The following is a 25,164-nucleotide window of genomic DNA, read 5'->3' on the forward strand; positions in this document are numbered from 1 at the left end:
TAAAATGTAGAAAAAAAATGATTAGCGAAGCACAGTTTCAGGCCGAATTACAACTTTTGATTAGTAACGCAATTCGAGAAGATGTTGGTAAGGGAGATTATAGCTCGTTGGCTTGTATTCCTGAATCAGCACACGGACAAGCTAAATTATTAGTGAAAGATCAAGGAATTATTGCAGGTGTTGAACTTGCTAAAATGATTTTTGAATATGTAGATCCTTCTTTGAAAGTAAAAACGTTCATTGAAGATGGTACACATGTGGAATTTGGAGAAGTTGTTTTTGAAGTTTCAGGAAGTTCGCAATCGATTCTAAAGTCGGAAAGAGTGGTTTTGAATACGATGCAACGTATGTCTGCTATTGCGACAAAAACCAATCAATATACACAAATGTTGGAAGGTACAGGAGCTAAAATCTTAGATACACGTAAAACGACACCAAATTTTAGAGTAGCGGAAAAATGGGCGGTAAAGATTGGAGGAGGAGAGAATCATCGTTTTGCACTTTATGATATGGTGATGTTAAAAGACAATCATCTTGACTTCGCAGGAGGGATTACCTTGGCTATTGCCAAGACAAAAGCCTATTTGAAAGAACATAATTTGGACTTAAAAATTATTGTTGAAGCTAGGAATTTAGATGAAATTCGCGAAATTTTGTTAAGTGATGGTGTTCATCGAATCTTGATTGATAACTTCAATTATGAAGATACTAAAGAAGCGGTTGCGTTAATTGGTACTAAATGTCAAACAGAATCTTCAGGAAACATCAACGAAAAGACAATTCGAGAGTATGCCTTGTGTGGTGTTGATTATATTTCTTCAGGAGCCTTAACACATTCCGTTAACAATATGGATTTGAGTTTAAAAGCTTTTTAATAAAAAGTGATGCGTTATTAATGGTGGTTTTAAGAGTGAAAATCTATTATAAAAAGCAAAAATAGATTTCGAAGTGTAGGTACATCCAATAATTCAAGTAGTCTAAAAATCTAAAACAATATGTCTCAAGAGATAGAAGATCGGCTCGAGAAGTTTCCAGTAATACGTTCCCTTGCTCGTTTATTAAAACGGATAAAATTGCCTTGGTTAGAAGGTTTGTCGTTATACGATTTACTCGAAATGTATATCATAGGGATTATCGAGGGGGCATTTTCTTACCATGCGAGCGCAGTTTCGTTTAGCTTTTTCATGGCCTTGTTTCCCTTTGCCTTGTTTATTTTGAATTTGATTCCCTTTATTCCTATTGAGGGCTTTCAGCAAGATTTCTTGCAATTTGTACAAGAAGGAGTACCACCCAATACCTATGACGCCATTAGTAAAATCATTAGTGATATTTTAAACAATAGTCACTCGGGTTTATTATCCTCCGGTTTTTTATTGTCTATTTTTTTGATGGCCAACGGTATCAATGGTATTCTTAGTGGTTTTGAATCCTCCAAGCATGTTTTTGATAAACGGGGGTTTTTTAGTCAATATTTAGTGGCATTAGCCATTTCGCTAGTAATGACCATTATCTTGTTTGTAACGGTGGCTACCATAGTTGTTTTTGAGGTGGTGATTCAGAAGACCATTATTCAGGACGTGCTCAGTGAGCGCATTCCACTGATTATTTTAGGGCGGTATTTGTTTGTGATTTTGATGATTTTAATAACTTCCTCAGTGTTATTGCGTTATGGCACTAAGCAGTATAATAAAGTGCCTTTTATTAGTATTGGATCTGTTTTTACCACGATCTTAATTGTTATATCTTCGTTCTTTTTTGGGATTTGGGTTATAAAATTCTCAAAATACAACGAACTTTATGGTTCGATCGGTACATTATTAATTCTAATGTTTTATATTTGGATCAACTGTATGATCCTACTTTTAGGATTTGAACTGAATGCGACCATTAGAAAATTAAAACAAAAACATAAAAAAATATGAAAAATTTGATCTTAACACTTGGTGTATTTTTTTTGACATTAGGGACAATTCAGGGCCAGACTGTTATTGGAAAATGGAAAACAATTGATGACGCAACAGGTGAGGCGAAATCCATAGTAGAAGTTTACGAAAAATCAGGAATGATCTATGGTAAAATTGTGGACATTCTTCGCGCGGATCATAAAAAAGACCTGTGTGTTAATTGTAGTGGTGCAGAAAAAAACAAACCCATTATAGGTATGGTCATTATCAATGGTCTGAAAAAAGATGGTTCAGAATATAATGGCGGAACTATTTTGGATCCTACCAATGGAAAAAAATACAAATGTTATATTACTTTGGAGTCTGCTGATAAATTAAAACTTCGTGGTTACGTTGGTATTGCACTAATGGGAAGAACGCAGTATTGGACACGAGTAAAAAATTAAACAAAATAAAAAATGCGAAAATTAGCTTCATTAATTTTATTCTTACTGACGCTTTCTACCAGTTTTGGACAACCTAAGAACTCGCCATTACAAATAAGTCATCTTACGGGTGACTTTTATGTTTATAGGACATTCCACGAATATAAAGGAACGATGATTTCGGCAAATGCCTTGTATTTGGTTACCGACAAAGGAGTAGTTTTGTTTGATTCGCCTTGGGATAAAACACAATTTCAACCTTTGTTGGATAGTATTAAGGCCAGACATCATAAAAAAGTAATCATGTGTTTTGCGACGCATTCTCATGAGGACAGAGCTGGAGGTTTGGGATTTTACAGAGATAAAGGAATTAAGACCTATACGATTAAATTAACCGATGATATTCTTCAACGCAATAAGGAAAAAAGAGCTGAATTTATACTACCGAATGATAAAACTTTTACTGTTGGACAGTATACTTTTGAAGTGTATTATCCCGGTAAAGGTCACGCCCCAGATAATGTAGTGGTTTGGTTTGCTAAAGAAAAAGTGCTTTATGGTGGTTGTTTTATAAAGAGTACTCAGGCAACCGACTTAGGGTATTTAGGTGATGCAGCTGTGAAGGAGTGGGGGAAATCGATTAAAAAAGTGCAAGCAAAATTTAAAAATCCTAAATACATCATTACTGGTCATGATGATTGGGTTGATAAAGAGTCTTTGAATCATACTTTGAAACTGGTTGACGACTATTTAGTCAAACAATCTAAAAAGTAGTTTTTTAAATCGCTAAAAAAAAAGAAAATACATGTTTTTTGTTGAAGTTATTTTACCGCTTTCCTTAGCGAAAACCTTTACGTATAGTGTTACTGAAGCTGAATTTCATTTTATTAAAAAAGGAATGCGGGTAGCGGTACCTTTTGGTAAAAGTAAAATGTATACGGGCTTAGTGATTGAAATACATCAAAACGCGCCTAGTTTATACGAGGCAAAAGAAATTCATCAAATTTTAGACGAGCAGCCTATAGCTACTGAAGTACAATTGAAACATTGGCTTTGGATAGCTTCTTATTATATGTGTGGTATTGGCGATGTATATCGCGGTGCTTTTCCAAGTGGATTGTTGCTAGAGAGTGAAACCGTCGTTTCGTATAAGGCTGATACGGTAGTGAATCAAAATGAACTTTCGGATGAAGAATTCTTGGTTTATGAAGCGCTGCAACAGCAGAGTTCACTGAAGGTTCAAGATATTATTTCGATTTTAAATAAAAAGAATATCTTTCCTGTTCTTCAAAAAATGATCACTAAAAATATAATTGTTTTAGAAGAAGAGATTAAAGAAGGGTATAAACCCAAATTGATTCGATACGTAAAACTGCATAGTAAATACGAATCAGATAAAGGTTTGGGAGAATTACTAGAACTACTGAAAAATGCCAACAAACAAAAGGAAATTGTTTTGGCTTTTTTTCAAATTACCGCCTCAGAGAAGAAACCGATTACCGTAAAAAAGCTAGTTGAAGTATCTAATTCTTCATCTGCAGTGGTCAAGGCTTTAATTGAAAAAGAGGTTTTTGAAGAGTATTTTTTGCAGCACGATCGAGTTTCCTTCGGAGGTAAGAAGTCTGAAAAAGAACTACAATTAAGTGAGGCTCAGGAGACAGCTTTTCAAGCTATAAAAAGAGATTTTGTAGAAAAAGAAGTTTGTTTGCTTCATGGTGTTACCTCTAGTGGGAAAACAGAGATCTATATCAAATTGATTGAGGAGTATTTGGCGACGGGGAAACAAGTTTTGTATTTGTTGCCTGAAATAGCCTTGACTACGCAATTGGTTTCGCGCTTGCGACTTCATTTTGGAGATAAGGTGGCTGTTTTTCATTCCAAGTATAGTAATAATGAAAGAGTTGAGGTTTGGAAACAAACGTTGGATAATGCTGAAAAAGCGCAAATTGTGATAGGAGCGAGGTCGGCCTTATTTTTGCCTTTTGCCAATTTGGGCCTGCTCATTGTGGATGAGGAGCATGAACAGACGTTTAAGCAAGTAGATCCTGCGCCACGATATCATGCACGCGATTCAGCCATTGTCTTGGCTAATTTTCATAAAGCAAAGGTGCTTTTGGGATCAGCGACTCCAAGTATTGAAACTTATTTTAATACGCAAAATCAGAAATACGGCTTGGTTACGATTTCGGAACGTTACAATAATGTTCGCATGCCGGAAATTGTCTTGGTCGATTTGAAAGACAAGCATTTTAGGAAAAAAATGACTGGGCATTTTAGCGATGTTTTAATGGCGGAAATCTCGTTAGCCTTATCTTTAGGTGAGCAAGTGATTTTGTTTCAAAATAGACGCGGATATTCTCCTATAATAGAGTGTCTTACTTGCGGGCATGTACCGCATTGCCAACAATGCGATGTGAGTTTGACTTTTCACAAACATAAAAATCAATTACGATGTCATTATTGTGGTTATTCGATTGCAAAACCGACACATTGCCACAGTTGTTCGAGTGTTGATTTGGCAACTAAGGGTTTTGGTACGGAGCAAATTGAGCAAGAATTGCTAGCACTTTTTCCAAACGCTAAAACCGGCAGAATGGATCAAGATACAACTCGAGGTAAATTTGGTTTTGAGAAGATTATTGATTCATTTAAAAATCGCGAAGTGGATATTCTCGTTGGGACACAAATGCTAGCCAAAGGCTTGGATTTTGACAATGTGAGTTTAGTGGGTATTATGAATGCGGATAATATGTTGCATCATCCCGATTTTAGAGCCTTTGAACGTAGTTTTCAGATGATGACACAGGTAGCAGGAAGAGCAGGTAGGGCTGAAAAACAAGGAAAAGTCGTGATTCAGACTTATAACCCAGATCACAATACCATACAGCAGGTAACGACTAATAATTATCTAGGTATGTATAAGGAGCAGTTGTATGATCGACAGATTTATAAATACCCGCCTTATTTTAGAATTGTTAAACTGACTTTAAAACAACGAGACTTTGATAAACTCAAAGAAGGTTCGATGTGGTTGTATCAAGTGTTAAGTCAAAATTTGAAGATGCCTGTTTTGGGACCTGAAGAGCCAGCAATTAACAGAATTAGAAATGAATATATCAGAACGATTTTAATTAAAATCCCACAGGATGCGCCATTAGGAAGCACAAAAAAAACTATTCATAAAATTCTGAATAGTTTTGAGGCTGTCGCGCAATACAGAGCTATAAAGGTCATCGTCAACGTCGATTTTTATTAAATTACATGGACGTTGACAATGCTTTTACTAGGTCTTCTTTTTTGTTTCGGCTTAGCGGAATTTTAGTAATGCCTATCTCGGCAAATTTGCTATTAAATCGTTCAACCTTGTCAATATTAATGATATAGGATTTGTGCACGCGAATAAATTTGTCTTTTGATAAATCATTCTCAAAAGACTTCATCGTCGAAAGAACCAAATTACTATCGTCTTCGGTAACCACTCTTACATAGTCTCCAAAAGCTTCAATCCATTTGATTTTAGCAGTGAAAATTTTAAGTTTTTTAAGGTTGCTTTTGATAAAAATATGCTCGCCTTCCTCTTCTTTTACCTCTTTTCTGAGTAGGTATAAGTCAATTGCTCTTTTTACAGAGGCATTAAAACGATCTACAGCAATTGGTTTTTGAAGATAGTCAGTGGCGTCATAATCAAAAGCTTTTAAAGCGTATTCGGCCTTAGAAGTGATGAATATAATTTGAGGTTTTGATTTTAATCCATCAAGGAAATCAAAACCGTTAATAACAGGCATTTCTATATCAAGAAATATTAAATCGATATTATTTAAAGAGATACAACTTTTTGCTTCTATCGCATTAGAATAATCCCCGATTAAATGTAAACCTGGGTGGTTATTGACTAATTTTGCAATAATTGTCCTCTGTATAGAACTATCATCTACAACAACACAGTTTAGTTTCATAAAAATAAATTTAGAATAAATTCAGGATAGCAGTAGTAAATGTATTGCTTTTTTGTAAAAAAAACTAAGCTGAAGGTGTATTTTTTGCATTACGACGAATAAAAGAAAAAAAGTGTTGTATATTTAAATTTTATGGTTACTTTTGCAGCCAATTTTAACAAATAAATATTGTATTTATGAATCATTATGAAACTGTTTTCATTTTAAATCCCGTTTTATCTGAGGTTCAGGTGAAGGAAACAGTAACGAAATTCGAAGAATTTCTTACTAGTAGAGGAGCTGAAATGGTGTCAAAAGAGGATTGGGGTCTAAAGAAAATGGCTTACGAAATCCAAAACAAGAAAAGTGGTTTTTATCACTTGTTCGAGTTCAAAGTAGCTGGAGAAGTTCTAATTGCTTTTGAAACTGAATTTAGACGTGACGAGAGAGTTATGCGTTTCTTAACTGTAAGTTTAGACAAACACGCTATTTCTTGGGCTGAAAGAAGAAGAGCCAAATTAAAATCTACTAAAGCTTAATTATTATGTCTACAATAGAGCAATCTGCAAAAGGAAAAAAAGACGGAGATATCAGATATCTTACGCCTTTAAATATTGAAACTAACAAAACTAAAAAGTACTGTCGTTTCAAAAAATCAGGAATCAAATATATCGATTATAAAGATGCTGATTTCTTATTGAAATTCGTTAATGAGCAAGGAAAAATTCTTCCTCGTCGTTTAACTGGAACTTCATTGAAATACCAAAGAAAAGTGTCTGTAGCTGTGAAAAGAGCTCGTCATTTAGCTTTAATGCCATACGTGGCCGATTTATTAAAATAATATTAAAAGAATAGTTGTTGGTTTCCGGTAAGATGGAACCTAACTTCTCAAATAAAGGACAACAACATGGAACTTATTTTAAGACAAGACGTACAGAATCTAGGATTTAAAGATGATGTAGTATCTGTAAAAGCTGGTTACGGTCGTAACTTTTTAATTCCTCAAGGTTTTGCTGTTTTAGCAACATCTTCTGCGAAAAAAGTATTAGCTGAAAACCTAAAACAAAGAGCTCACAAAGAAGCTAAAGTTGTTAACGATGCAAAAGCAGTAGCAGAAGCATTAAAAGCAATTGAAATTAAACTTTTCGCAAAAGCAGGTGGAGAAAAATTATTCGGTTCAATCACGAATATTGATATCGCTGAAGCTTTAGCTAAAGGTGGACAAGTAATCGACAGAAAATTCATCACTAGCGGTATCGTTAAACGTACTGGTAAATACACTGCAAACGTGCGTTTACACAGAGATGTAATCGTTGAATTAGCTTACGAAATTGTTGCTGAAAAGTAATCGTTTTATAAAGTATATAGAAATCCCGATGTGAATCGGGATTTTTTTTTGATGTGTTATAAATCAAATTTAGCATTATTTTACTATGAAATACGCAAGATTAACAAAAGAGCAATTTGATGAATTGCATGCAGAATTCGCTAGTTTCCTAGCTACACAGGCTATTGATAAAGGAGAGTGGGATTCGATTAAAATAAACAAGCCAGAAGTGGCAGAGCAAGAACTAGATGTTTTTTCAGATTTGATCTGGGAAGGTGTTTTGGGAAGAGCGGAATATTTAGAGCATTTTTCTAAGAATCATATTTTCTTATTCAAATGTTTTGAAAAAGATGTTCAATCTATAGTTTTAAAATCATTGGTTCCAGAAACTGACTTTTTAACCAAAGAAGGTCTACAATGGTTGAGTGATAATATGTTTACTGAAAACATAGAGATGAAGGTTGGAAAAAAAGTGTTTACAGAAGATAGAAATGGCTCTATATTTGAATTAATTCAACAAGGGGCATTTTTAAGTGATGGACAATTATTTATTCAGATCAATACCATTATAGAGTCGTAGTATCAGAGTTTTGTCGGTTGTACAATCCGTTCAGATTAAATAAAATAAATAGTAAGCAGTAGGAAATTCATTTTTCTTGCTGCTTTTTTTGTTTTTGGACCAATTGGATTTAGATAGAGGAGTTGTGGGAGTGGGTAAGGGCTGAATTAGAGTTGAAATACCGTTTTTAAGAGCAATATTTTCTTTATGATGGAATTGATTATTTCTATTCTTTTTTTTAGATGTAGTGGTGGATGTTGAATTCTTGACAGAATAGCATTAATGCTCTTGTAAAGCTCTTCTTCTACGAGAGAAGGTATTTAGTAGTTATGGATCAAATATGGCTTTTACAGGGCTCTTTTGACTCTATTTGATATGATTAGATCTTCTTAGGCTGTACTGGGTAAATGTCTTGGTAAAGAGATGTTTTTTCTTAATGGCACAAGGTATTTGGAATAGTGAGCTAGTCTGCTAGTTCTTTTTTAAAAGAGGTCTTGTTGAAGCTTAAGTAGTGAATGGTTTCTTAGTTTGGTATATGGGATGTAAGAGGGAGGGGAGCTTGTTTATGATGATTTCGTTCTAATTGTAACATTTGATTTGTTCAGCCTTTTATGGTCTTGATAAGAGTTTTGGTATTTAGAGATCTAAACAAGTTGTATGACTTCGAAAATGGCATAAAAAGAGTTAAGAAGGGGTGTTTACTCCATTTTGTTAGAGGCAGCTTAAGAGCGTGTCGAATAATAAAATTTTAAGGGGAAGGTTTTTCAATGCTTTAAAATCAATTCTTGTGATAGTGAGTGAGGGTAGTATTTCTTTTTGAAGATTAATCTGTCTTTCTCTCGGATGGATAATAGTTAACGGTAGGATTATGCTTTCTTTTTATTAAAACGGAAAAAATGTTTGGATGATCTGCCGTTTTGAGAAGATTATGATTGGATTTGTTCATTGTAGGAATTAAATTATCGATGGAATTGTTTGTTTTTTTAACTTTTGTTTATCTTTTTGTTTTTTTTACCCCCGTATTTATACCTGTTTTTTTAGAATAGTGCGTTTTTTTTAAGTATGAGCGACTTGAAAAAATAGGGTTATTTGTGATTATTTTTTATCTACCTGTTTTATAAGTAGTTACGGATATGTATAAGTAATATTTAACTTACTTTTATGAATTTTAAGAAAAAAAGCTTCAGTTATTGAACGACTTGGACCAATGGTATTTAGCCGTAAAATGGGGGCTTTTCTGATGTTTTTTTAATTTTGTAGTAATCGACCTCCTTTTTTTGTTTTAAAAAAATAAGAATTTTATACTTCTTTTTTAGTTTTATTTTATACTTTTACTTTAAGAAAGTTAAACAAAATAGATGTTGAAGTTTTCTCAAATAAGTACCATGATTAAGTAATCAAATTGTTCTTTTTTAAGAAAAGAGGATGAGAATGATTTTTTAAAAAGTGTGGTACGAATTAAAAGGTCAAGTTTATTAATAATTTAAATCGTTTGCTTATGGAAGTGATCATTACTTTTTTTATCAAGTTTGTGATAGGTATTCGGATTATTTTAACTTCATCTTTTATCATCTTAAATAGAATAAAATCTATACCCCAATTAGGTTTTATTTTTTCAGCAAGCCCTACCTACAGATTTAAGTCTTGCCTCAATTTTTTATTTTCAAATCCATCTCGGCGGCTTTGTTAATGAGCGGTATTTTTTGTGTTTAAATTTTTAAACTCGAAAAGTACCATTGTTTTATTAAATGCATTCATCTTTTGGAGTTTGTAAAGAATTCTAAATAGAAAAGGGTATAGATGGTCTTATCAACTGTTTATAGCTATTGATGCATACTATCATATTTGTCAAGAAGTCCCCAGTTCTGTCAAACGTAATTTTCTATTAAGAAAATTAATGTTCTAACAAATCATTGCTCCTGGAATGTTGATTGAGATCGATGTCCCTTAACACTAGAAAGTGTTTTTTGTTCAAGATGAATGAGAAGTAGTGCTTTGTGTATTTCGTTATGGAATACAACTTTTTTGTAAAACAGAATTAAAATTTTAGTTAGCTATTATTTTAGTCTTGTTTTAAATGCTTGATTATTAACGATTTTTTGTATTGCGTAAGCCTCTGGCTTATAGCGACAGATATTTTATTGTCCATTTTCTAATCTTCCAAATTATGAAAAAAATTACTTTTTATGATCTCTACTTTAAGGTGAGATTTTTATTGATGCTTTTTTTATTATTGCTTTTAGGTAATAATACATTTGCACAGAATTTTTCCTGGCCTACCTCACAAACTTCTAATAGAAGTGGGTTAGGTATTACGTGGGTAAATAATCCAAAATTGACCTACGACAATAGGTTGAATGTGGTACCTAGGACATTGGTAAGTAAGGCTACTTCTACAACCAGTGAGACTATAAAGAGCAGTGTCATTGCCCCAGCTAGCTGTGATGCGTTACTAGAGAGAGTATATGCTAACGGTCAGGTTGAAGGACCAGGGTTGTTAGGTGGTGTTGACAACGGACCTCAAGGAGCAGATGGTGATCCAAGTACATTTTCAACAATAAGAACAGGTTTATCAGTTTTATTTATTGGGACCCAATGGCAAAGACTTACATGGGCCGAAATTATACCAAAAGGAACTCCTGTAACAGTTAAATTAGGATTAGAGAATGGTTTACTTGCAGTTGGACAGACTATTAGTGTAGTAGGAACAAATGGCGGGATAGATATTGGTTCTTTACAGGTGGTAACTGGGTCATTAGTTAGTTTGTTACCAGGTCAAAATTCCTTCGAATATACCTTTGTTCCTTCAGGATCTCAAGATTATGACGGTATCCGTATTGAACTGGGGGCAGCTGTAGGTCTTGGACTAAATGCAAATGTTTATGATGCTTATTATAAAAAAGAAGTATCAACAACAACTACCTGTGGAGGTGATATTGAAGATGTTTTATCCGGTGTAAAAAAATCAGTAGTTCAAGCAGTAACAGGTCTTGTTAGTGTTCAAAATCCATGGAATATAGCCGATGGGGATGTAAATACTTATGCTGCCATGCATAACACCGTAGGACTACTTGCTGCATCCGAGTTAACGGCGGTTTTTAGAACACCATCTACGGTGAATGATACGTTAAGAATCACCATTTCAAGACAGACTGGGCTTTTAGATTTAGCTGTCCTTAATGGATTTGCTATTCAGCTTTATTTAGGAGATAATGCTGTTGGAGGTCCAATTGCAAATGGATCTAGTTTATTGAATTTAAGACTTCTTTCTGGAACTACAAGAGCAATGATAACTGTTAAACCTCAAACACAACCTTACGATAGAGTTAAAATTAGTATAGGTGGAGTTGCAGATCTATTAGGAGAAGTTGATATTCATACTATTGATCGTGTAACTAATACCAAAATTATTGGTGGAAATGATGACAATGAAATAACAGTTTGTCCAGGTAGTCCAATTTCTTTGGTAGTACCTGCTACGGAATGTGCGACTTATGAATGGTATAGTGCTCCTACTGGAGGAACGGCACTAGCTACAGGGGAGTCTTATACGCTCCCTGCAATATTGACTCCTGGCCCTCATAAATACTATATTCAACCCATTCGTTATGGTTGTCCGGTTTTCGAAAGGGGAGAAGTAACGGTAAATGTTTCCTCCGCTCCAAATACTCCAACTTTAACGACAGCTGGAACACAGTCTTTCTGTTCGACAGCAGCACCAACTTTTGCTAGTATTCTATTTAATGATACAGATATTGTTTGGTATACCGATTCGACTAGAGCTACGGCGATTGCGTCAACTACAGCCTTAACAAGTGGAACGTATTATGCCGTAATAAAAGACCCAACAACGGGTTGTGAGAGTGCAACTGGATTATTGGTAACGGTAGTTGTTACTACTCCTGGTACTCCAACTTTAACGACAGCTGGAACACAGTCTTTCTGTTCGACAGCAGCACCAACTTTTGCTAGTATTCTATTTAATGATACAGATATTGTTTGGTATACCGATTCGACTAGAGCTACGGCGATTGCGTCAACTACAGCCTTAACAAGTGGAACGTATTATGCCGTAATAAAAGACCCAACAACGGGTTGTGAGAGTGTAACTGGATTATTGGTAACGGTAGTTGTTACTACTCCTGGTACTCCAACTTTAACGACAGCTGGAACACAGTCTTTCTGTTCGACAGCAGCACCAACTTTTGCTAGTATTCTATTTAATGATACAGATATTGTTTGGTATACCGATTCGACTAGAGCTACGGCGATTGCGTCAACTACAGCCTTAACAAGTGGAACGTATTATGCCGTAATAAAAGACCCAACAACGGGTTGTGAGAGTGCAACTGGATTATTGGTAACGGTAGTTGTTACTACTCCTGGTACTCCAACTTTAACGACAGCTGGAACACAGTCTTTCTGTTCGACAGCAGCACCAACTTTTGCTAGTATTCTATTTAATGATACAGATATTGTTTGGTATACCGATTCGACTAGAGCTACGGCGATTGCGTCAACTACAGCCTTAACAAGTGGAACGTATTATGCCGTAATAAAAGACCCAACAACGGGTTGTGAGAGTGTAACTGGATTATTGGTAACGGTAGTTGTTACTACTCCTGGTACTCCAACTTTAACGACAGCTGGAACACAGTCTTTCTGTTCGACAGCAGCACCAACTTTTGCTAGTATTCTATTTAATGATACAGATATTGTTTGGTATACCGATTCGACTAGAGCTACGGCGATTGCGTCAACTACAGCCTTAACAAGTGGAACGTATTATGCCGTAATAAAAGACCCAACAACGGGTTGTGAGAGTGTAACTGGATTATTGGTAACGGTAGTTGTTACTACTCCTGGTACTCCAACTTTAACGACAGCTGGAACACAGTCTTTCTGTTCGACAGCAGCACCAACTTTTGCTAGTATTCTATTTAATGATACAGATATTGTTTGGTATACCGATTCGACTAGAGCTACGGCGATTGCGTCAACTACAGCCTTAACAAGTGGAACGTATTATGCCGTAATAAAAGACCCAACAACGGGTTGTGAGAGTGTAACTGGATTATTGGTAACGGTAGTTGTTACTACTCCTGGCACTCCAACTTTAACGACAGCTGGAACACAGTCTTTCTGTTCGACAGCAGCACCAACTTTTGCTAGTATTCTATTTAATGATACAGATATTGTTTGGTATACCGATTCGACTAGAGCTACGGCGATTGCGTCAACTACAGCCTTAACAAGTGGAACGTATTATGCCGTAATAAAAGACCCAACAACGGGTTGTGAGAGTGCAACTGGATTATTGGTAACGGTAGTTGTTACTACTCCTGGCACTCCAACTTTAACGACAGCTGGAACACAGTCTTTCTGTTCGACAGCAGCACCAACTTTTGCTAGTATTCTATTTAATGATACAGATATTGTTTGGTATACCGATTCGACTAGAGCTACGGCGATTGCGTCAACTACAGCCTTAACAAGTGGAACGTATTATGCCGTAATAAAAGACCCAACAACGGGTTGTGAGAGTGCAACTGGATTATTGGTAACGGTAGTTGTTACTACTCCTGGTACTCCAACTTTAACGACAGCTGGAACACAGTCTTTCTGTTCGACAGCAGCACCAACTTTTGCTAGTATTCTATTTAATGATACAGATATTGTTTGGTATACCGATTCGACTAGAGCTACGGCGATTGCGTCAACTACAGCCTTAACAAGTGGAACGTATTATGCCGTAATAAAAGACCCAACAACGGGTTGTGAGAGTGTAACTGGATTATTGGTAACGGTAGTTGTTACTACTCCTGGTACTCCAACTTTAACGACAGCTGGAACACAGTCTTTCTGTTCGACAGCAGCACCAACTTTTGCTAGTATTCTATTTAATGATACAGATATTGTTTGGTATACCGATTCGACTAGAGCTACGGCGATTGCGTCAACTACAGCCTTAACAAGTGGAACGTATTATGCCGTAATAAAAGACCCAACAACGGGTTGTGAGAGTGTAACTGGATTATTGGTAACGGTAGTTGTTACTACTCCTGGTACTCCAATTTTAACGACAGCTGGAACACAGTCTTTCTGTTCGACAGCAGCACCAACTTTTGCTAGTATTCTATTTAATGATACAGATATTGTTTGGTATACCGATTCGACTAGAGCTACGGCGATTGCGCCAACTACAGCCTTAACAAGTGGAACGTATTATGCCGTAATAAAAGACCCAACAACGGGTTGTGAGAGTGTAACTGGATTATTGGTAACGGTAGTTGTTACTACTCCTGGTACTCCAACTTTAACGACAGCTGGAACACAGTCTTTCTGTTCGACAGCAGCACCAACTTTTGCTAGTATTCTATTTAATGATACAGATATTGTTTGGTATACCGATTCGACTAGAGCTACGGCGATTGCGTCAACTACAGCCTTAACAAGTGGAACGTATTATGCCGTAATAAAAGACCCAACAACGGGTTGTGAGAGTGTAACTGGATTATTGGTAACGGTAGTTGTTACTACTCCTGGTACTCCAACTTTAACGACAGCTGGAACACAGTCTTTCTGTTCGACAGCAGCACCAACTTTTGCTAGTATTCTATTTAATGATACAGATATTGTTTGGTATACCGATTCGACTAGAGCTACGGCGATTGCGTCAACTACAGCCTTAACAAGTGGAACGTATTATGCCGTAATAAAAGACCCAACAACGGGTTGTGAGAGTGTAACTGGATTATTGGTAACGGTAGTTGTTACTACTCCTGGCACTCCAACTTTAACGACAGCTGGAACACAGTCTTTCTGTTCGACAGCAGCACCAACTTTTGCTAGTATTCTATTTAATGATACAGATATTGTTTGGTATACCGATTCGACTAGAGCTACGGCGATTGCGTCAACTACAGCCTTAACAAGTGGAACGTATTATGCCGTAATAAAAGACCCAACAACGGGTTGTGAGAGTGCAACTGGATTATTGGTAACGGTAGTTGTTACTACTCCTGGCACTCCAACTTTAACGACAGCTGGAACACAGTCTTTCTGTTCGACAGCAGCACCAACTTTTGCTAGTATTCTATTTAATGATACAGATATTGTTTGGTATACCGATTCGACTAGAGCTACGGCGATTGCGTCAACTACAGCCTTAACAAGTGGAACGTATTATGCCGTAATAAAAGACCCAACAACGGGTTGTGAGAGTGTAACTGGATTATTGGTAACGGTAGTTGTTACTACTCCTGGTACTCCAACTTTAACGACAGCTGGAACACAGTCTTTCTGTTCGACAGCAGCACCAACTTTTGCTAGTATTCTATTTAATGATACAGATATTGTTTGGTATACCGATTCGACTAGAGCTACGGCGATTGCGCCAACTACAGCCTTAACAAGTGGAACGTATTATGCCGTAATAAAAGACCCAACAACGGGTTGTGAGAGTGCAACTGGATTATTGGTAACGGTAACCGTTACTGATCCAGCTACACCAACAACTACAGACAATACACAAGATTTCTGTTTAGTGAATGCGCCTAAGGTTTCAGATCTTCAGGTAAACGAATCGAACGTAATTTGGTATAAAGCAGGGGTTCAAGTAGGTCCAACGACAGCATTATCGAATGGTGTTTATGCTGCTGTAATCAAAGATCCTGCGACAGGTTGTGAGAGTTCAGTGCAATTATTGGTAACGGTAACCGTTACTGATCCAGCTACACCAACAACTACAGACAATACACAAGATTTCTGTTTAGTGAATGCGCCTAAGGTTTCAGATCTTCAGGTAAACGAATCGAACGTAATTTGGTATAAAGCAGGGGTTCAAGTAGGTCCAACGACAGCATTATCAAATGGTGTTTATGCTGCTGTAATCAAAGATCCTGCGACAGGTTGTGAGAGTTCAGTGCAATTATTGGTAACGGTAACCGTTACTGATCCGGCTACACCAACAACTACAGACAACACACAAGATTTCTGTTTAGTGAATGCGCCTAAGGTTTCAGATCTTCAGGTAAACGAATCGAACGTAATTTGGTATAAAGCAGGGGTTCAAGTAGGTCCAACGACAGCATTATCAAATGGTGTTTATGCTGCTGTAATCAAAGATCCTGCGACAGGTTGTGAGAGTTCAGTGCAATTATTGGTAACGGTAACCGTTACTGATCCGGCTACACCAACAACTACAGACAACACACAAGATTTCTGTTTAGTGAATGCGCCTAAGGTTTCAGATCTTCAGGTAAACGAATCGAACGTAATTTGGTATAAAGCAGGGGTTCAAGTAGGTCCAACGACAGCATTATCAAATGGTGTTTATGCTGCTGTAATCAAAGATCCTTTGACAGGTTGTGAGAGTTCAGCGCAATTATTGGTAACGGTAACCGTTACTGATCCAGCTACACCAACAACTGCTGATACAACTCAGGATTTCTGTAAAGTGACTAATCCAACGGTAGCGAATCTTCAGGTAAACGAATCGAACGTAATTTGGTATAAAGGAGGGGTTCAAGTAGGACTAACGACAGCATTATCAAATGGTGTTTATGCTGGTGTAATTAAAGATCCTTTGACTGGATGTGATAGTTCAGAGCAATTATTGGTAACTGTAACGGTTACTGATCCAGCTAAACCGACAACTAACGATACTACACAAGATTTCTGTTTAGCTAATGCTCCTAAAGTTTCAAATCTTCAGGTAAATGAAGCGAACGTAATTTGGTATAAAGCAGGGGTTCAAGTAGGTTCAACGACAGCATTATCAAATGGTGTTTATGCTGGTGTAATTAAAGATCCTTTAACTGGATGTGAGAGTTCAGAGCAATTATTGGTAACTGTAACGGTTACTGATCCAACTAAACCAACTACGAATGATACGACTCAGGATTTCTGTTTAGTGAATGATTCTAAAGTTTCAGATATTCAAGTAAATGAGACAGGAGTTATTTGGTACAGTACAGCTACAGGAGGAACAGCATTGGCGCCAACCACTTCATTAGTAAGTGGAAGTTATTACGGAGCCATTGTGGACGCTTCAACAGGTTGTGAAAGTTCAGTTCGATTATTGGTAACAGTATCAGTAACGGATGGTGCAACGGCTACGACAAGAAATGCGACACAAGCTTTCTGTCTGGTAAATGCTCCTAAGATTTCAGATATTCAAATCAATGAAGCAGGTATTGTTTGGTACAATGTATCAACAGGAGGAACTGCTTTAGCACCTGGAACGGCATTAGTAGCAGGCACATATTATGCTGCACTGAAAAATCCAACTACAGGTTGTGAAAGTAAAGTACGATTAGCGGTAGTGATTAGTTTCCAAGGAAACGAAGTGGTTGCCATATCAGAAAGTAAAGCGAATCCATGTGTTTTTGATGAAGTTACCTATACTACTTTAGCGGGTATGTCTAATTACAATTGGACAATAACTGGTGGTACAGTAACAGGTGGTGGAACTGCTACAGATAATTTTGTAACGGTTAAATGGCCTTCAATAGGAGCAGCAAGTGTAAATATTTCGTATACCACTCAGTGTAATGAAATCAAATCGAAACTGCTTAACCTTAGCATTAAAACTTGTTCGGATATCACGATGAGTATGACGGTTGATAACCCTAATCCAAGCATTGGCGATAATGTAACCTTTACCGTTACCGTTAATAATGTTGGATCTGGAAGCTTTATCGATACAATGGTGAGTGATCTTTTACCAACAGGATATGAATTTGTCAGCTCAGACACCACTCTAGGGAACTATAGTAATGGTACTGGAGCATGGAGTATTCCGGAGCTTAAGTCGGGTGAAAGTGCAGTATTGAATATAGTAGTTAAAGTGTTACCAACAGGAGATTATTTAAATATAGCTTCAGTTCTGGTTTCAAATCCAATAGATTCGGATACAACAAATAACGTAGCTTCAGCTTCTGTAGATCCAATTTGTTTAGTGGTTTATAATGAGTTTACTCCAAACAATGATGGAGCAAATGACCTTTTCAGAATTGATTGTATTGAAAATTATCCGAACAATGAGTTAAAAGTTTTCAATAGATACGGTACCATGGTGTACAGTAAAAAACATTATGAAAATGATTGGGATGGAACTGCCAATGTATCCGGAGTAATTAGTAAAGGAGATACATTACCAACAGGAACTTATTTTTATGTGATAGAGATAGGAGATGGGGCAGTTAAAAAAGGATGGTTGTCTATAATTAGATAATCAACTTCCAGTAATCATCTAATTAATTAAATTAAAAAGTGTCATTATGAAACTAAATATAAAAACAGTAAAAGCGTATTTCATTATAGGATGTTCTTTTGTTACATTTTGTGCCAGTGCACAACAAGAACCAGGGTACACGCAATACATGTACAACACTATGGCCATAAACCCAGCTTATGCTGGGTCTACTGGCAATCTCGAAGCCTCACTCTTGCATCGATCGCAATGGGTTGGAATTGATGGAGCCCCAGAAACACAATCATTATCTATTCATGCGCCACTTCGAAATGAGATGCTGGGTGTTGGATTAAGTGTGGTTAACGACAAAATAGGGCCATCTAATGAATTGTATTTGGATGGAAATTTTTCGTATTCCATTCCTCTGGGATATGAAAAAAGATTGGCATTCGGTTTAAAAGCCGGTATGCGTATGTTGAATATAGATTGGTCTAAAGGAAGATATTATGATAAAAATGATGTTTTACTCAATCAAAATATAAACAACCAAGTAAAATTGGGTATTGGAGCGGGGGTATATTACTATACCGATAAATGGTATTTAGGATTGTCAGTTCCTAATTTTATTGAAGGGAATTATTATGATGATGTGCAGGAATCGGTAAACTATGACCGAATGCATTTTTATCTTATGGGAGGTTATGTTTTTGATTTGAATCCAAACTTAAAATTTAAGCCAGCATTTTTAGTAAAAGCGGTAGGTGGAGCGCCACTTACTGCCGATATTTCGGCCAATTTTATGATTGTAGAGAAGTTTGTTATCGGTGGAGCTTATCGAACAGATGATTCGATGAGTATATTAGCGGGTTTTCAAATTAATAAAAGTCTTTACGCCGGATATGCTTTTGATTATACAGTGAGTCAATTGAATAAATACAATGATGGCTCTCACGAAATCGTATTGCGTTACCAGTTTAATAGAAATCAAAGCAAAATTAAATCCCCTCGATTCTTCTAACAATAAAACCTATGAAAAAACTATATATTCTAAGTTTTGTATTGAGTTTTGCTTTTTGCTTTGCTCAAACGAATTTAAAAAAGGCCGATGCCTTGTTTAAGAATTATTCTTATCTAGATGCCTCTAAAGCATACGAAGAGTGTTTACAGAACATCAAAAATCCGTCTACTCAAACCTTGAAAAATGCGGCCGATTCGTACTATTTCATATCAGATTCCAGAAACGCTTTAAAATGGTATAGAAAACTATACGAAGCGCAGGATAATAATTTAACGGATATTTACTATTTGCGTTATATACAATCTATGAAAGCGGTTATGGATTATGATGAAGCCAATAGGGTTACTAGGGAGTACCTTGATAAAAAAGGTGACCAAAAAGAAATTAATAGGTACATGGCTCAAAAGAAACAAATGGATAGTTTGTCTAAAGCGAAGTCACTTTATGCGCTAAAAAATCTAGACATTAATACGAGTAAATCCGATTTTGGAGCAACTTTTTATCAAGATAAGGTGGTTTATACTTCGGCTAAAGACACCACTAGTTTTGGCGAGAAATTGTACAATTGGAACAATCAGCCATTCTTGAATTTATATGTTGCGGAACGCAATCCTGCTGACGGAAGCTTGATGAATGCAACGGTATTTTTACCCAATGTAATGACCAAGTATCATGAAGCAACTGCTACTTTTGATACACAAGGAAAAACGATTTATTATTCGACCAATATTGTAAAGAAAAACAAATTGGTTATTGATGAAACAAGAACCAATAATTTTCAAATCATTAAAGGGGCCATAGTGGATAACAAATTGGAGAATCCTCAAAAAGTGTTCTTTGATAGTGATGCGTATTCCGTAGGGCATCCTTCCTTAAGTGAGGACGGAAAATGGCTTTTCTTTGCTTCTGATATGCCAGGAGGTTATGGTGAAACAGATTTGTATTATGTAAAAATTGCCGAGGATGGTACCATGAGTTCACCAGTGAATTTAGGACCAAAAATCAATACATTAGGAAATGATGTTTTTCCTTTCTTTCGCAATGGAACACTTTATTTTTCTTCAGATGGCCATTACGGTTGGGGCGATTTAGATGTGTATGAGAGTAGACTATTAGCCAATGGAACTTTCTCAGATCCAAAAAATTTAGGAGCTCCTATAAACAGTAATAAAGATGACTTTGCTTTTGCCATTGATGCTACAGATAGCTATGGGTATCTGTCTTCCAACAGGGCAGGTGGAAAAGGAGACGATGATATTTATTCTTTTATAAAAGGAAAACCAGTTTGCAATCAAAGTATTTCAGGAATGGCCTTCGATAGAAAATCTAAATTGCCATTAACAGATGTAACCATCATGGCCTATAATTCCTATAATGATCTAATTACCCAAACCAAAACCAATTATGATGGTAAGTATGCTATAGAGGTTCCTTGTGGGAAAACCATTAGAATGGTCGCTACAAAACCTAATTTTAGTAATGACGAAAAAACGGTGGAGACAACCAATGAAAACTCAGGAGAAATTAAAGATGTTAACTTTGAACTGAGTAATTATGATGATTTAGTAGTAAAAAAGAAAGGGGTTGAAAAAGTAGATGTAAACCCAATTTACTTTGATTATGACAAATACGACATTACGCCTTTGGCAGTGGAAGAATTAGCTAAAGTAGTTTTCATCATGAAAAAATTCCCTAATATCAGAATCAAGATTGAATCGCATACAGACTCTAGAGGTAAAGATGCCTATAACTTGAAATTATCGGATAACAGAGCTAAATCAACAAGAGATTATATTATTTCTCAAGATATTGATGCTTCAAGAATTGAAAGTGCTATTGGATATGGTGAAACTCGACTAATTAATAAATGCAAAAATGGCGTAAAATGTACCGAAGAAGAGCATTTACTAAACAGACGTTCTGATTTTATCATTATACAAAAATAATGACCATTTCTCTATGGTAATGGGATGGTAGTTAGTGCAGCAGCATTATCAAATAAAGGAACCATTTGGAAGTGGGGTTTGTTTCATTCTTTTTTAAGAATAATGGACAAAAAGAAAATCAAGTTGCATCGTTTTGCAGCTTGATTTTTGATTTTTTAAAAGTTTTGCTTTTTGCTGTTTTTGAATAAAAATAATCCTAATTTTGATGTTCAGTTATTCTAAATTGTAATCTGTATCATTTTAATATTTTATGAGCATTCAAGAGACCATCCAAGCTTTAAGAGACGAACTAAATCGACACAATTATAATTATTATGTGCTGGATAACGCCAGTATTTCGGATTATGATTTTGATGTCAAATTAAAAGAACTTCAGGATCTAGAAGATAAACATCCTGAATTTTTTGATGAGAACTCGCCAACACAACGAGTAGGAGGGACTGTTACTAAAAATTTTAAAACGATAGCCCATCAATACCGCATGTATTCGTTGGATAATTCCTATTCGAAAGAGGATTTAGTGGATTGGGAAACTCGAATTCAAAAAGTATTAGGAAACGTACCGCTAGAGTATACTTGCGAATTAAAGTACGATGGAGCTTCGATCAGTATTAGCTATGAAAAGGGTAAGCTGGTGCAAGCTTTAACAAGAGGAGATGGTTTTCAAGGGGATGAAGTGACTAATAATATAAAAACGATAAAATCAATTCCGCTCCAATTAAAAGGGAATTATCCGGAAAAATTTGATATTCGAGGCGAAATTATTCTGCCTTTTGCTGGTTTTGAAAAAATGAATCAGGAATTAATCGAAATAGGAGAAACCCCTTATTCCAATCCTAGAAATACCGCATCAGGAAGTTTAAAATTACAAGATAGTGCCGAGGTGGCTAAACGTCCTTTAGAGTGTTTGTTGTATTTTGTAACGGGTAATGATTTGCCTTTTGCTACACAATTTGAAGGATTAGAATCTGCTAGAAAATGGGGCTTTAAAGTCCCCAAAGAAGCAAAATTAGTTGCCAATTTACAAGAGGTTTTTGCCTTTATTGACTATTGGGATGTGCATCGTCATGAGTTGCCTTATGAAACCGATGGTGTAGTGATCAAAGTCAATAGCATTCAGCATCAAGAAGAGTTAGGCTACACCGCTAAGTCCCCACGTTGGGCCATAGCGTATAAATTCAAATCAGAGCAAGTTTCTACTACATTAAATTCGATTACCTATCAGGTTGGTCGTACAGGAGCTATTACACCTGTGGCCAATTTAGAGCCCGTACAATTAGCGGGAACTATTGTCAAGAGAGCTTCTTTGCACAATGCCGATCAAATAGAGAAATTAGATATAAGAATAAAGGATACTGTTTTTGTAGAAAAAGGCGGTGAAATTATTCCTAAGATTATCGCAGTAGATTTAGAAAAACGTCCTGAAGATTCAGTGCCTACTCAATACATTACACATTGTCCAGAATGTCAAACCCAATTGGTCAGAAGTGAAGGGGAAGCCAATCATTATTGTCCTAATTTTTACGGTTGTCCACCCCAAATTATAGGTAGGATTCAGCATTATATTTCAAGGAAAGCAATGGATATTGAAGGTCTTGGAGGGGAAACGGTAGCGTTGCTCTTTAATAACGGATTGGTACACAATTATGCTGATTTGTATGAATTGACTGTGGAGCAGATTTTGCCTTTAGAAAGAATGGCACAGAAGTCGGCTGAAAACTTAGTAAAAGGAGTAGAGCAATCGAAAGAAATTCCGTTTGAAAGTGTGCTTTTTGCTTTGGGAATTCGTTTTGTGGGAGAGACCGTAGCCAAAAAGTTAGCCAAACATTATAAAAATATTGATGCGCTGAGTCAAGCCACTTTAATGGACTTGATTTTAGTGGATGAAATAGGGGAGCGAATTGCTAAAAGTGTTATTGAGTTTTTTGAAAACGAGGAAAACAAAATGATCATTGAGCGTTTGAAAAAGCATGGCGTTCAATTTGAAATCGTTGAAAAAATAAACCCCAATGCGACCGAAAAATTTCTAGGAAAAACATTTGTGGTTTCTGGAGTTTTTTCTCAATTTTCAAGAGATGAGTTAAAGAAAACGATAGAAGATAATGGTGGTAAGGTCGGAAGTTCTATTTCAGCAAAAACCGATTTCGTGGTGGCTGGAGAGAGTATGGGACCTGCGAAATTAGAAAAAGCAAATAAATTAAACATCCCGATATTGTCAGAAGAAGATTTTATAACTAAATTAAATGAAAGCGAATAAACCCTCGTTGATTTTGTTTTTTATAGCCTTGTTGTTCACCATCATTTTTGATTGTAGCGAACAGGACTTTTTAGCAATCTATGCTAAGGCCATAGTATTGCCTGCTATTTTTTTCTATTTTGCCATTAGTAGTGAATTTAAAATTGGAAAGATAGAAGGTTTAATCTTTTTGTTTTGTTTTGTAGGTCAGGTATTTGATCTGATGGATGTTGAGATTTCGGAGCTTGGAGGGGTCGTTAGTTTTCTAATCGTGTATATACTGCTTTTTATGCTTTTTATGAGGGGTTACGAAAAGATAGAACTGCGGAAGAAAGACGTTTTACCCATATCTATAGTGATCATATTTATCGTGTATTTGTTAATTGCTGTATTGAGTTTACAAAGCGATAGCATGAAAAAGTTTAATCTACTCTATGTGATTTACGGTATCGTTTTGAGTGTTTTAAGTTTTTATTCTTTTGTAAGTTATATCACCAAAGGAACCCATTTAAGCTTGTTAATATCTTTAATGGCTATTTGTTATATCTTTTCCGATATCTTTTTTATTTTCAATCAGTACTTTTCCTATTCGGTTGTTTTGATCTTAATACGCGATGTTACACAGATACTGGGCTACTTTTTTATGGTAGAGTATTTTCTGGAAAAGCTAAGAATCGATAAAAAAAAATTATACAATAATTGATTTGCCTTGATTGGTGTGTGCTTTATTGCGGTCAAAGTAAAAATCAATTCTGCCTAAATTGATCCCATAACAGCCTACTTGGTTCACCAGTACCTTTTCACCAGCCTTGTTTTGTACAATAGTTGGTTTGTCTAAAAAAGTGTGGGTATGGCCTCCAATAATTAAATCAATATCTTGGGTCAACTCAGCTAATTTTAGATCACAGATTTTTGAATCGTTATCACGATACTTATAGCCTAAATGTGAAAGACAAATTACCAAATCACATTTTTCTTCTTTCTTTAAGATACGCGTCATATCCTGTGCTATTTCTACAGGATTGTTATAGATTGTCTCTTTGTACATTTGTTTGTCAACTAGACCTTCTAGTTCGATACCTAGGCCAAATACGCCTACTTTAATACCGTTTTTAGTAAAGATTTTATAGGGTTTGACAAAACCATTCATGACTGTGTTTTTAAAGTCATAATTGGAGCAAATAAAGTCAAAACTGGCGTGTGGTAGTTGCGCATGTAAGCCGTCAAGACCATTGTCAAAATCATGATTACCGATAGTCGATGCATCATATTTCATCATGCTCATCAACTTGAATTCAAGTTCGCCTCCATAATAGTTAAAGTATGGGGTTCCTTGAAAAATGTCTCCAGCATCTAGTAGTAGTACATTAGGGTTTTCTTTTCGAATGCTTTCGATAAGGGCTGCACGGCGTGATACACCACCTTTATTGGCATTGCGAGGATCATCAGCAGGAAAAGGATCGATATGGCTGTGAACATCGTTAGTATGTAGAATAGTTAAGTGTTTAATATCGTTAGATTCAAAACTACTCAAGGACAAACCTAAACTTAATAAGGCAGTACTAGCAGCTGTTTTTTCGATAAATTCTCTTCTTTTCATGATCTATTTTTTTAGC

Annotated in this window: 16 protein-coding genes; 14 read left to right on the forward strand and 2 right to left on the reverse strand. The window is 36.0% G+C overall.

Annotated features, from left to right (window positions below):
• Positions 1 to 17: 17 nt before the first annotated feature.
• The 5 genes from nadC (at position 18) to priA (ending at position 5,585) form a co-directional block, all read left to right on the forward strand.
• Positions 18 to 875, forward strand: coding sequence for a carboxylating nicotinate-nucleotide diphosphorylase (gene nadC, locus AC51AA_RS01160; protein ID WP_500703915.1), 858 nt, complete (start codon positions 18 to 20; stop codon positions 873 to 875).
• 120 nt (positions 876 to 995) lie between these two features.
• Positions 996 to 1,922, forward strand: a complete 927-nt coding sequence (locus tag AC51AA_RS01165; RefSeq protein WP_500703916.1) for a YihY/virulence factor BrkB family protein — start codon at positions 996 to 998, stop codon at positions 1,920 to 1,922.
• On the forward strand, positions 1,919 to 2,350 hold the full coding sequence (locus AC51AA_RS01170; protein WP_500703917.1) for a DUF2147 domain-containing protein: 432 nt from the start codon (positions 1,919 to 1,921) through the stop codon (positions 2,348 to 2,350). The genes AC51AA_RS01165 and AC51AA_RS01170 overlap by 4 nt, the downstream gene beginning before the upstream one ends.
• Positions 2,351 to 2,362: 12 nt before the next feature.
• The gene (gene bla-B1-FLAV / locus AC51AA_RS01175) at positions 2,363 to 3,103 is read left to right on the forward strand and encodes a subclass B1 metallo-beta-lactamase (RefSeq protein ID WP_500703918.1); all 741 of its coding nucleotides are present in this window, start codon (positions 2,363 to 2,365) and stop codon (positions 3,101 to 3,103) included.
• Positions 3,104 to 3,134: 31 nt separating this feature from the next.
• Complete coding sequence (gene priA / locus AC51AA_RS01180; protein WP_500703919.1) at positions 3,135 to 5,585, forward strand: replication restart helicase PriA; 2,451 nt, start codon at positions 3,135 to 3,137, stop codon at positions 5,583 to 5,585.
• A 1-nt stretch (position 5,586) separates the two neighbouring features.
• On the opposite strand, the gene AC51AA_RS01185 is transcribed toward priA, so the two are convergent.
• Positions 5,587 to 6,285 carry a LytR/AlgR family response regulator transcription factor gene (locus tag AC51AA_RS01185; RefSeq protein WP_500703920.1) on the reverse strand — a complete coding sequence of 233 codons (699 nt, stop codon included), beginning with the start codon at positions 6,283 to 6,285 and terminating at the stop codon, positions 5,587 to 5,589.
• Positions 6,286 to 6,461: 176 nt separating this feature from the next.
• Between AC51AA_RS01185 and rpsF the strand changes: the two genes are divergently transcribed.
• The 9 genes from rpsF to AC51AA_RS01230 all read left to right on the forward strand — a co-directional run bounded on the left by rpsF (position 6,462) and on the right by AC51AA_RS01230 (position 24,251).
• Positions 6,462 to 6,803, forward strand: a complete 342-nt coding sequence (gene rpsF, locus AC51AA_RS01190; protein WP_007810575.1) for a 30S ribosomal protein S6 — start codon at positions 6,462 to 6,464, stop codon at positions 6,801 to 6,803.
• A 5-nt stretch (positions 6,804 to 6,808) separates the two neighbouring features.
• Entirely contained in the window at positions 6,809 to 7,105 is a 297-nt protein-coding gene (rpsR, locus tag AC51AA_RS01195) for a 30S ribosomal protein S18 (RefSeq protein ID WP_002987043.1), read from the forward strand.
• A 66-nt stretch (positions 7,106 to 7,171) separates the two neighbouring features.
• Positions 7,172 to 7,612: a 50S ribosomal protein L9 gene (gene rplI, locus AC51AA_RS01200; protein ID WP_500703921.1), complete on the forward strand. Its 441-nt coding sequence runs from the start codon at positions 7,172 to 7,174 to the stop codon at positions 7,610 to 7,612.
• An 85-nt stretch (positions 7,613 to 7,697) separates the two neighbouring features.
• Positions 7,698 to 8,171, forward strand: coding sequence for a DUF6495 family protein (locus AC51AA_RS01205; RefSeq protein ID WP_500703922.1), 474 nt, complete (start codon positions 7,698 to 7,700; stop codon positions 8,169 to 8,171).
• Positions 8,172 to 10,317: 2,146 nt separating this feature from the next.
• Positions 10,318 to 18,387 (forward strand): Ig-like domain-containing protein, encoded by an 8,070-nt coding sequence (locus tag AC51AA_RS01210; RefSeq protein ID WP_500703923.1) that lies wholly within the window; start codon positions 10,318 to 10,320, stop codon positions 18,385 to 18,387.
• A 46-nt stretch (positions 18,388 to 18,433) separates the two neighbouring features.
• On the forward strand, positions 18,434 to 19,366 hold the full coding sequence (locus AC51AA_RS01215; protein ID WP_500703924.1) for a PorP/SprF family type IX secretion system membrane protein: 933 nt from the start codon (positions 18,434 to 18,436) through the stop codon (positions 19,364 to 19,366).
• Positions 19,367 to 19,377: 11 nt separating this feature from the next.
• The gene (locus AC51AA_RS01220) at positions 19,378 to 21,312 is read left to right on the forward strand and encodes an OmpA family protein (protein WP_500703925.1); all 1,935 of its coding nucleotides are present in this window, start codon (positions 19,378 to 19,380) and stop codon (positions 21,310 to 21,312) included.
• 250 nt (positions 21,313 to 21,562) lie between these two features.
• On the forward strand, positions 21,563 to 23,569 hold the full coding sequence (gene ligA, locus AC51AA_RS01225) for an NAD-dependent DNA ligase LigA (protein WP_500703926.1): 2,007 nt from the start codon (positions 21,563 to 21,565) through the stop codon (positions 23,567 to 23,569).
• Positions 23,556 to 24,251: a lysoplasmalogenase family protein gene (locus AC51AA_RS01230; RefSeq protein WP_500703927.1), complete on the forward strand. Its 696-nt coding sequence runs from the start codon at positions 23,556 to 23,558 to the stop codon at positions 24,249 to 24,251. The genes ligA and AC51AA_RS01230 overlap by 14 nt, the downstream gene beginning before the upstream one ends.
• On the opposite strand, the gene AC51AA_RS01235 is transcribed toward AC51AA_RS01230, so the two are convergent.
• Positions 24,237 to 25,148, reverse strand: coding sequence for a bifunctional metallophosphatase/5'-nucleotidase (locus AC51AA_RS01235; protein WP_500703928.1), 912 nt, complete (start codon positions 25,146 to 25,148; stop codon positions 24,237 to 24,239). The genes AC51AA_RS01230 and AC51AA_RS01235 overlap by 15 nt on opposite strands.
• Positions 25,149 to 25,164: the final 16 nt, after the last annotated feature.

This window comes from Flavobacterium sp. OHVDL-2026-0007 (assembly GCF_059882335.1).

Bases quoted from the DNA above. Each gene is read 5' to 3' on its own strand.
- nadC (WP_500703915.1), top strand. From the start codon at position 18: ATGATTAGCGAAGCACAGTTTCAGGCCGAATTACAACTTTTGATTAGT.
- AC51AA_RS01165 (WP_500703916.1), top strand. From the start codon at position 996: ATGTCTCAAGAGATAGAAGATCGGCTCGAGAAGTTTCCAGTAATACGT.
- AC51AA_RS01170 (WP_500703917.1), top strand. From the start codon at position 1,919: ATGAAAAATTTGATCTTAACACTTGGTGTATTTTTTTTGACATTAGGG.
- bla-B1-FLAV (WP_500703918.1), top strand. From the start codon at position 2,363: ATGCGAAAATTAGCTTCATTAATTTTATTCTTACTGACGCTTTCTACC.
- priA (WP_500703919.1), top strand. From the start codon at position 3,135: ATGTTTTTTGTTGAAGTTATTTTACCGCTTTCCTTAGCGAAAACCTTT.
- AC51AA_RS01185 (WP_500703920.1), bottom strand. From the start codon at position 6,285: ATGAAACTAAACTGTGTTGTTGTAGATGATAGTTCTATACAGAGGACA.
- rpsF (WP_007810575.1), top strand. From the start codon at position 6,462: ATGAATCATTATGAAACTGTTTTCATTTTAAATCCCGTTTTATCTGAG.
- rpsR (WP_002987043.1), top strand. From the start codon at position 6,809: ATGTCTACAATAGAGCAATCTGCAAAAGGAAAAAAAGACGGAGATATC.
- rplI (WP_500703921.1), top strand. From the start codon at position 7,172: ATGGAACTTATTTTAAGACAAGACGTACAGAATCTAGGATTTAAAGAT.
- AC51AA_RS01205 (WP_500703922.1), top strand. From the start codon at position 7,698: ATGAAATACGCAAGATTAACAAAAGAGCAATTTGATGAATTGCATGCA.
- AC51AA_RS01210 (WP_500703923.1), top strand. From the start codon at position 10,318: ATGAAAAAAATTACTTTTTATGATCTCTACTTTAAGGTGAGATTTTTA.
- AC51AA_RS01215 (WP_500703924.1), top strand. From the start codon at position 18,434: ATGAAACTAAATATAAAAACAGTAAAAGCGTATTTCATTATAGGATGT.
- AC51AA_RS01220 (WP_500703925.1), top strand. From the start codon at position 19,378: ATGAAAAAACTATATATTCTAAGTTTTGTATTGAGTTTTGCTTTTTGC.
- ligA (WP_500703926.1), top strand. From the start codon at position 21,563: ATGAGCATTCAAGAGACCATCCAAGCTTTAAGAGACGAACTAAATCGA.
- AC51AA_RS01230 (WP_500703927.1), top strand. From the start codon at position 23,556: ATGAAAGCGAATAAACCCTCGTTGATTTTGTTTTTTATAGCCTTGTTG.
- AC51AA_RS01235 (WP_500703928.1), bottom strand. From the start codon at position 25,148: ATGAAAAGAAGAGAATTTATCGAAAAAACAGCTGCTAGTACTGCCTTA.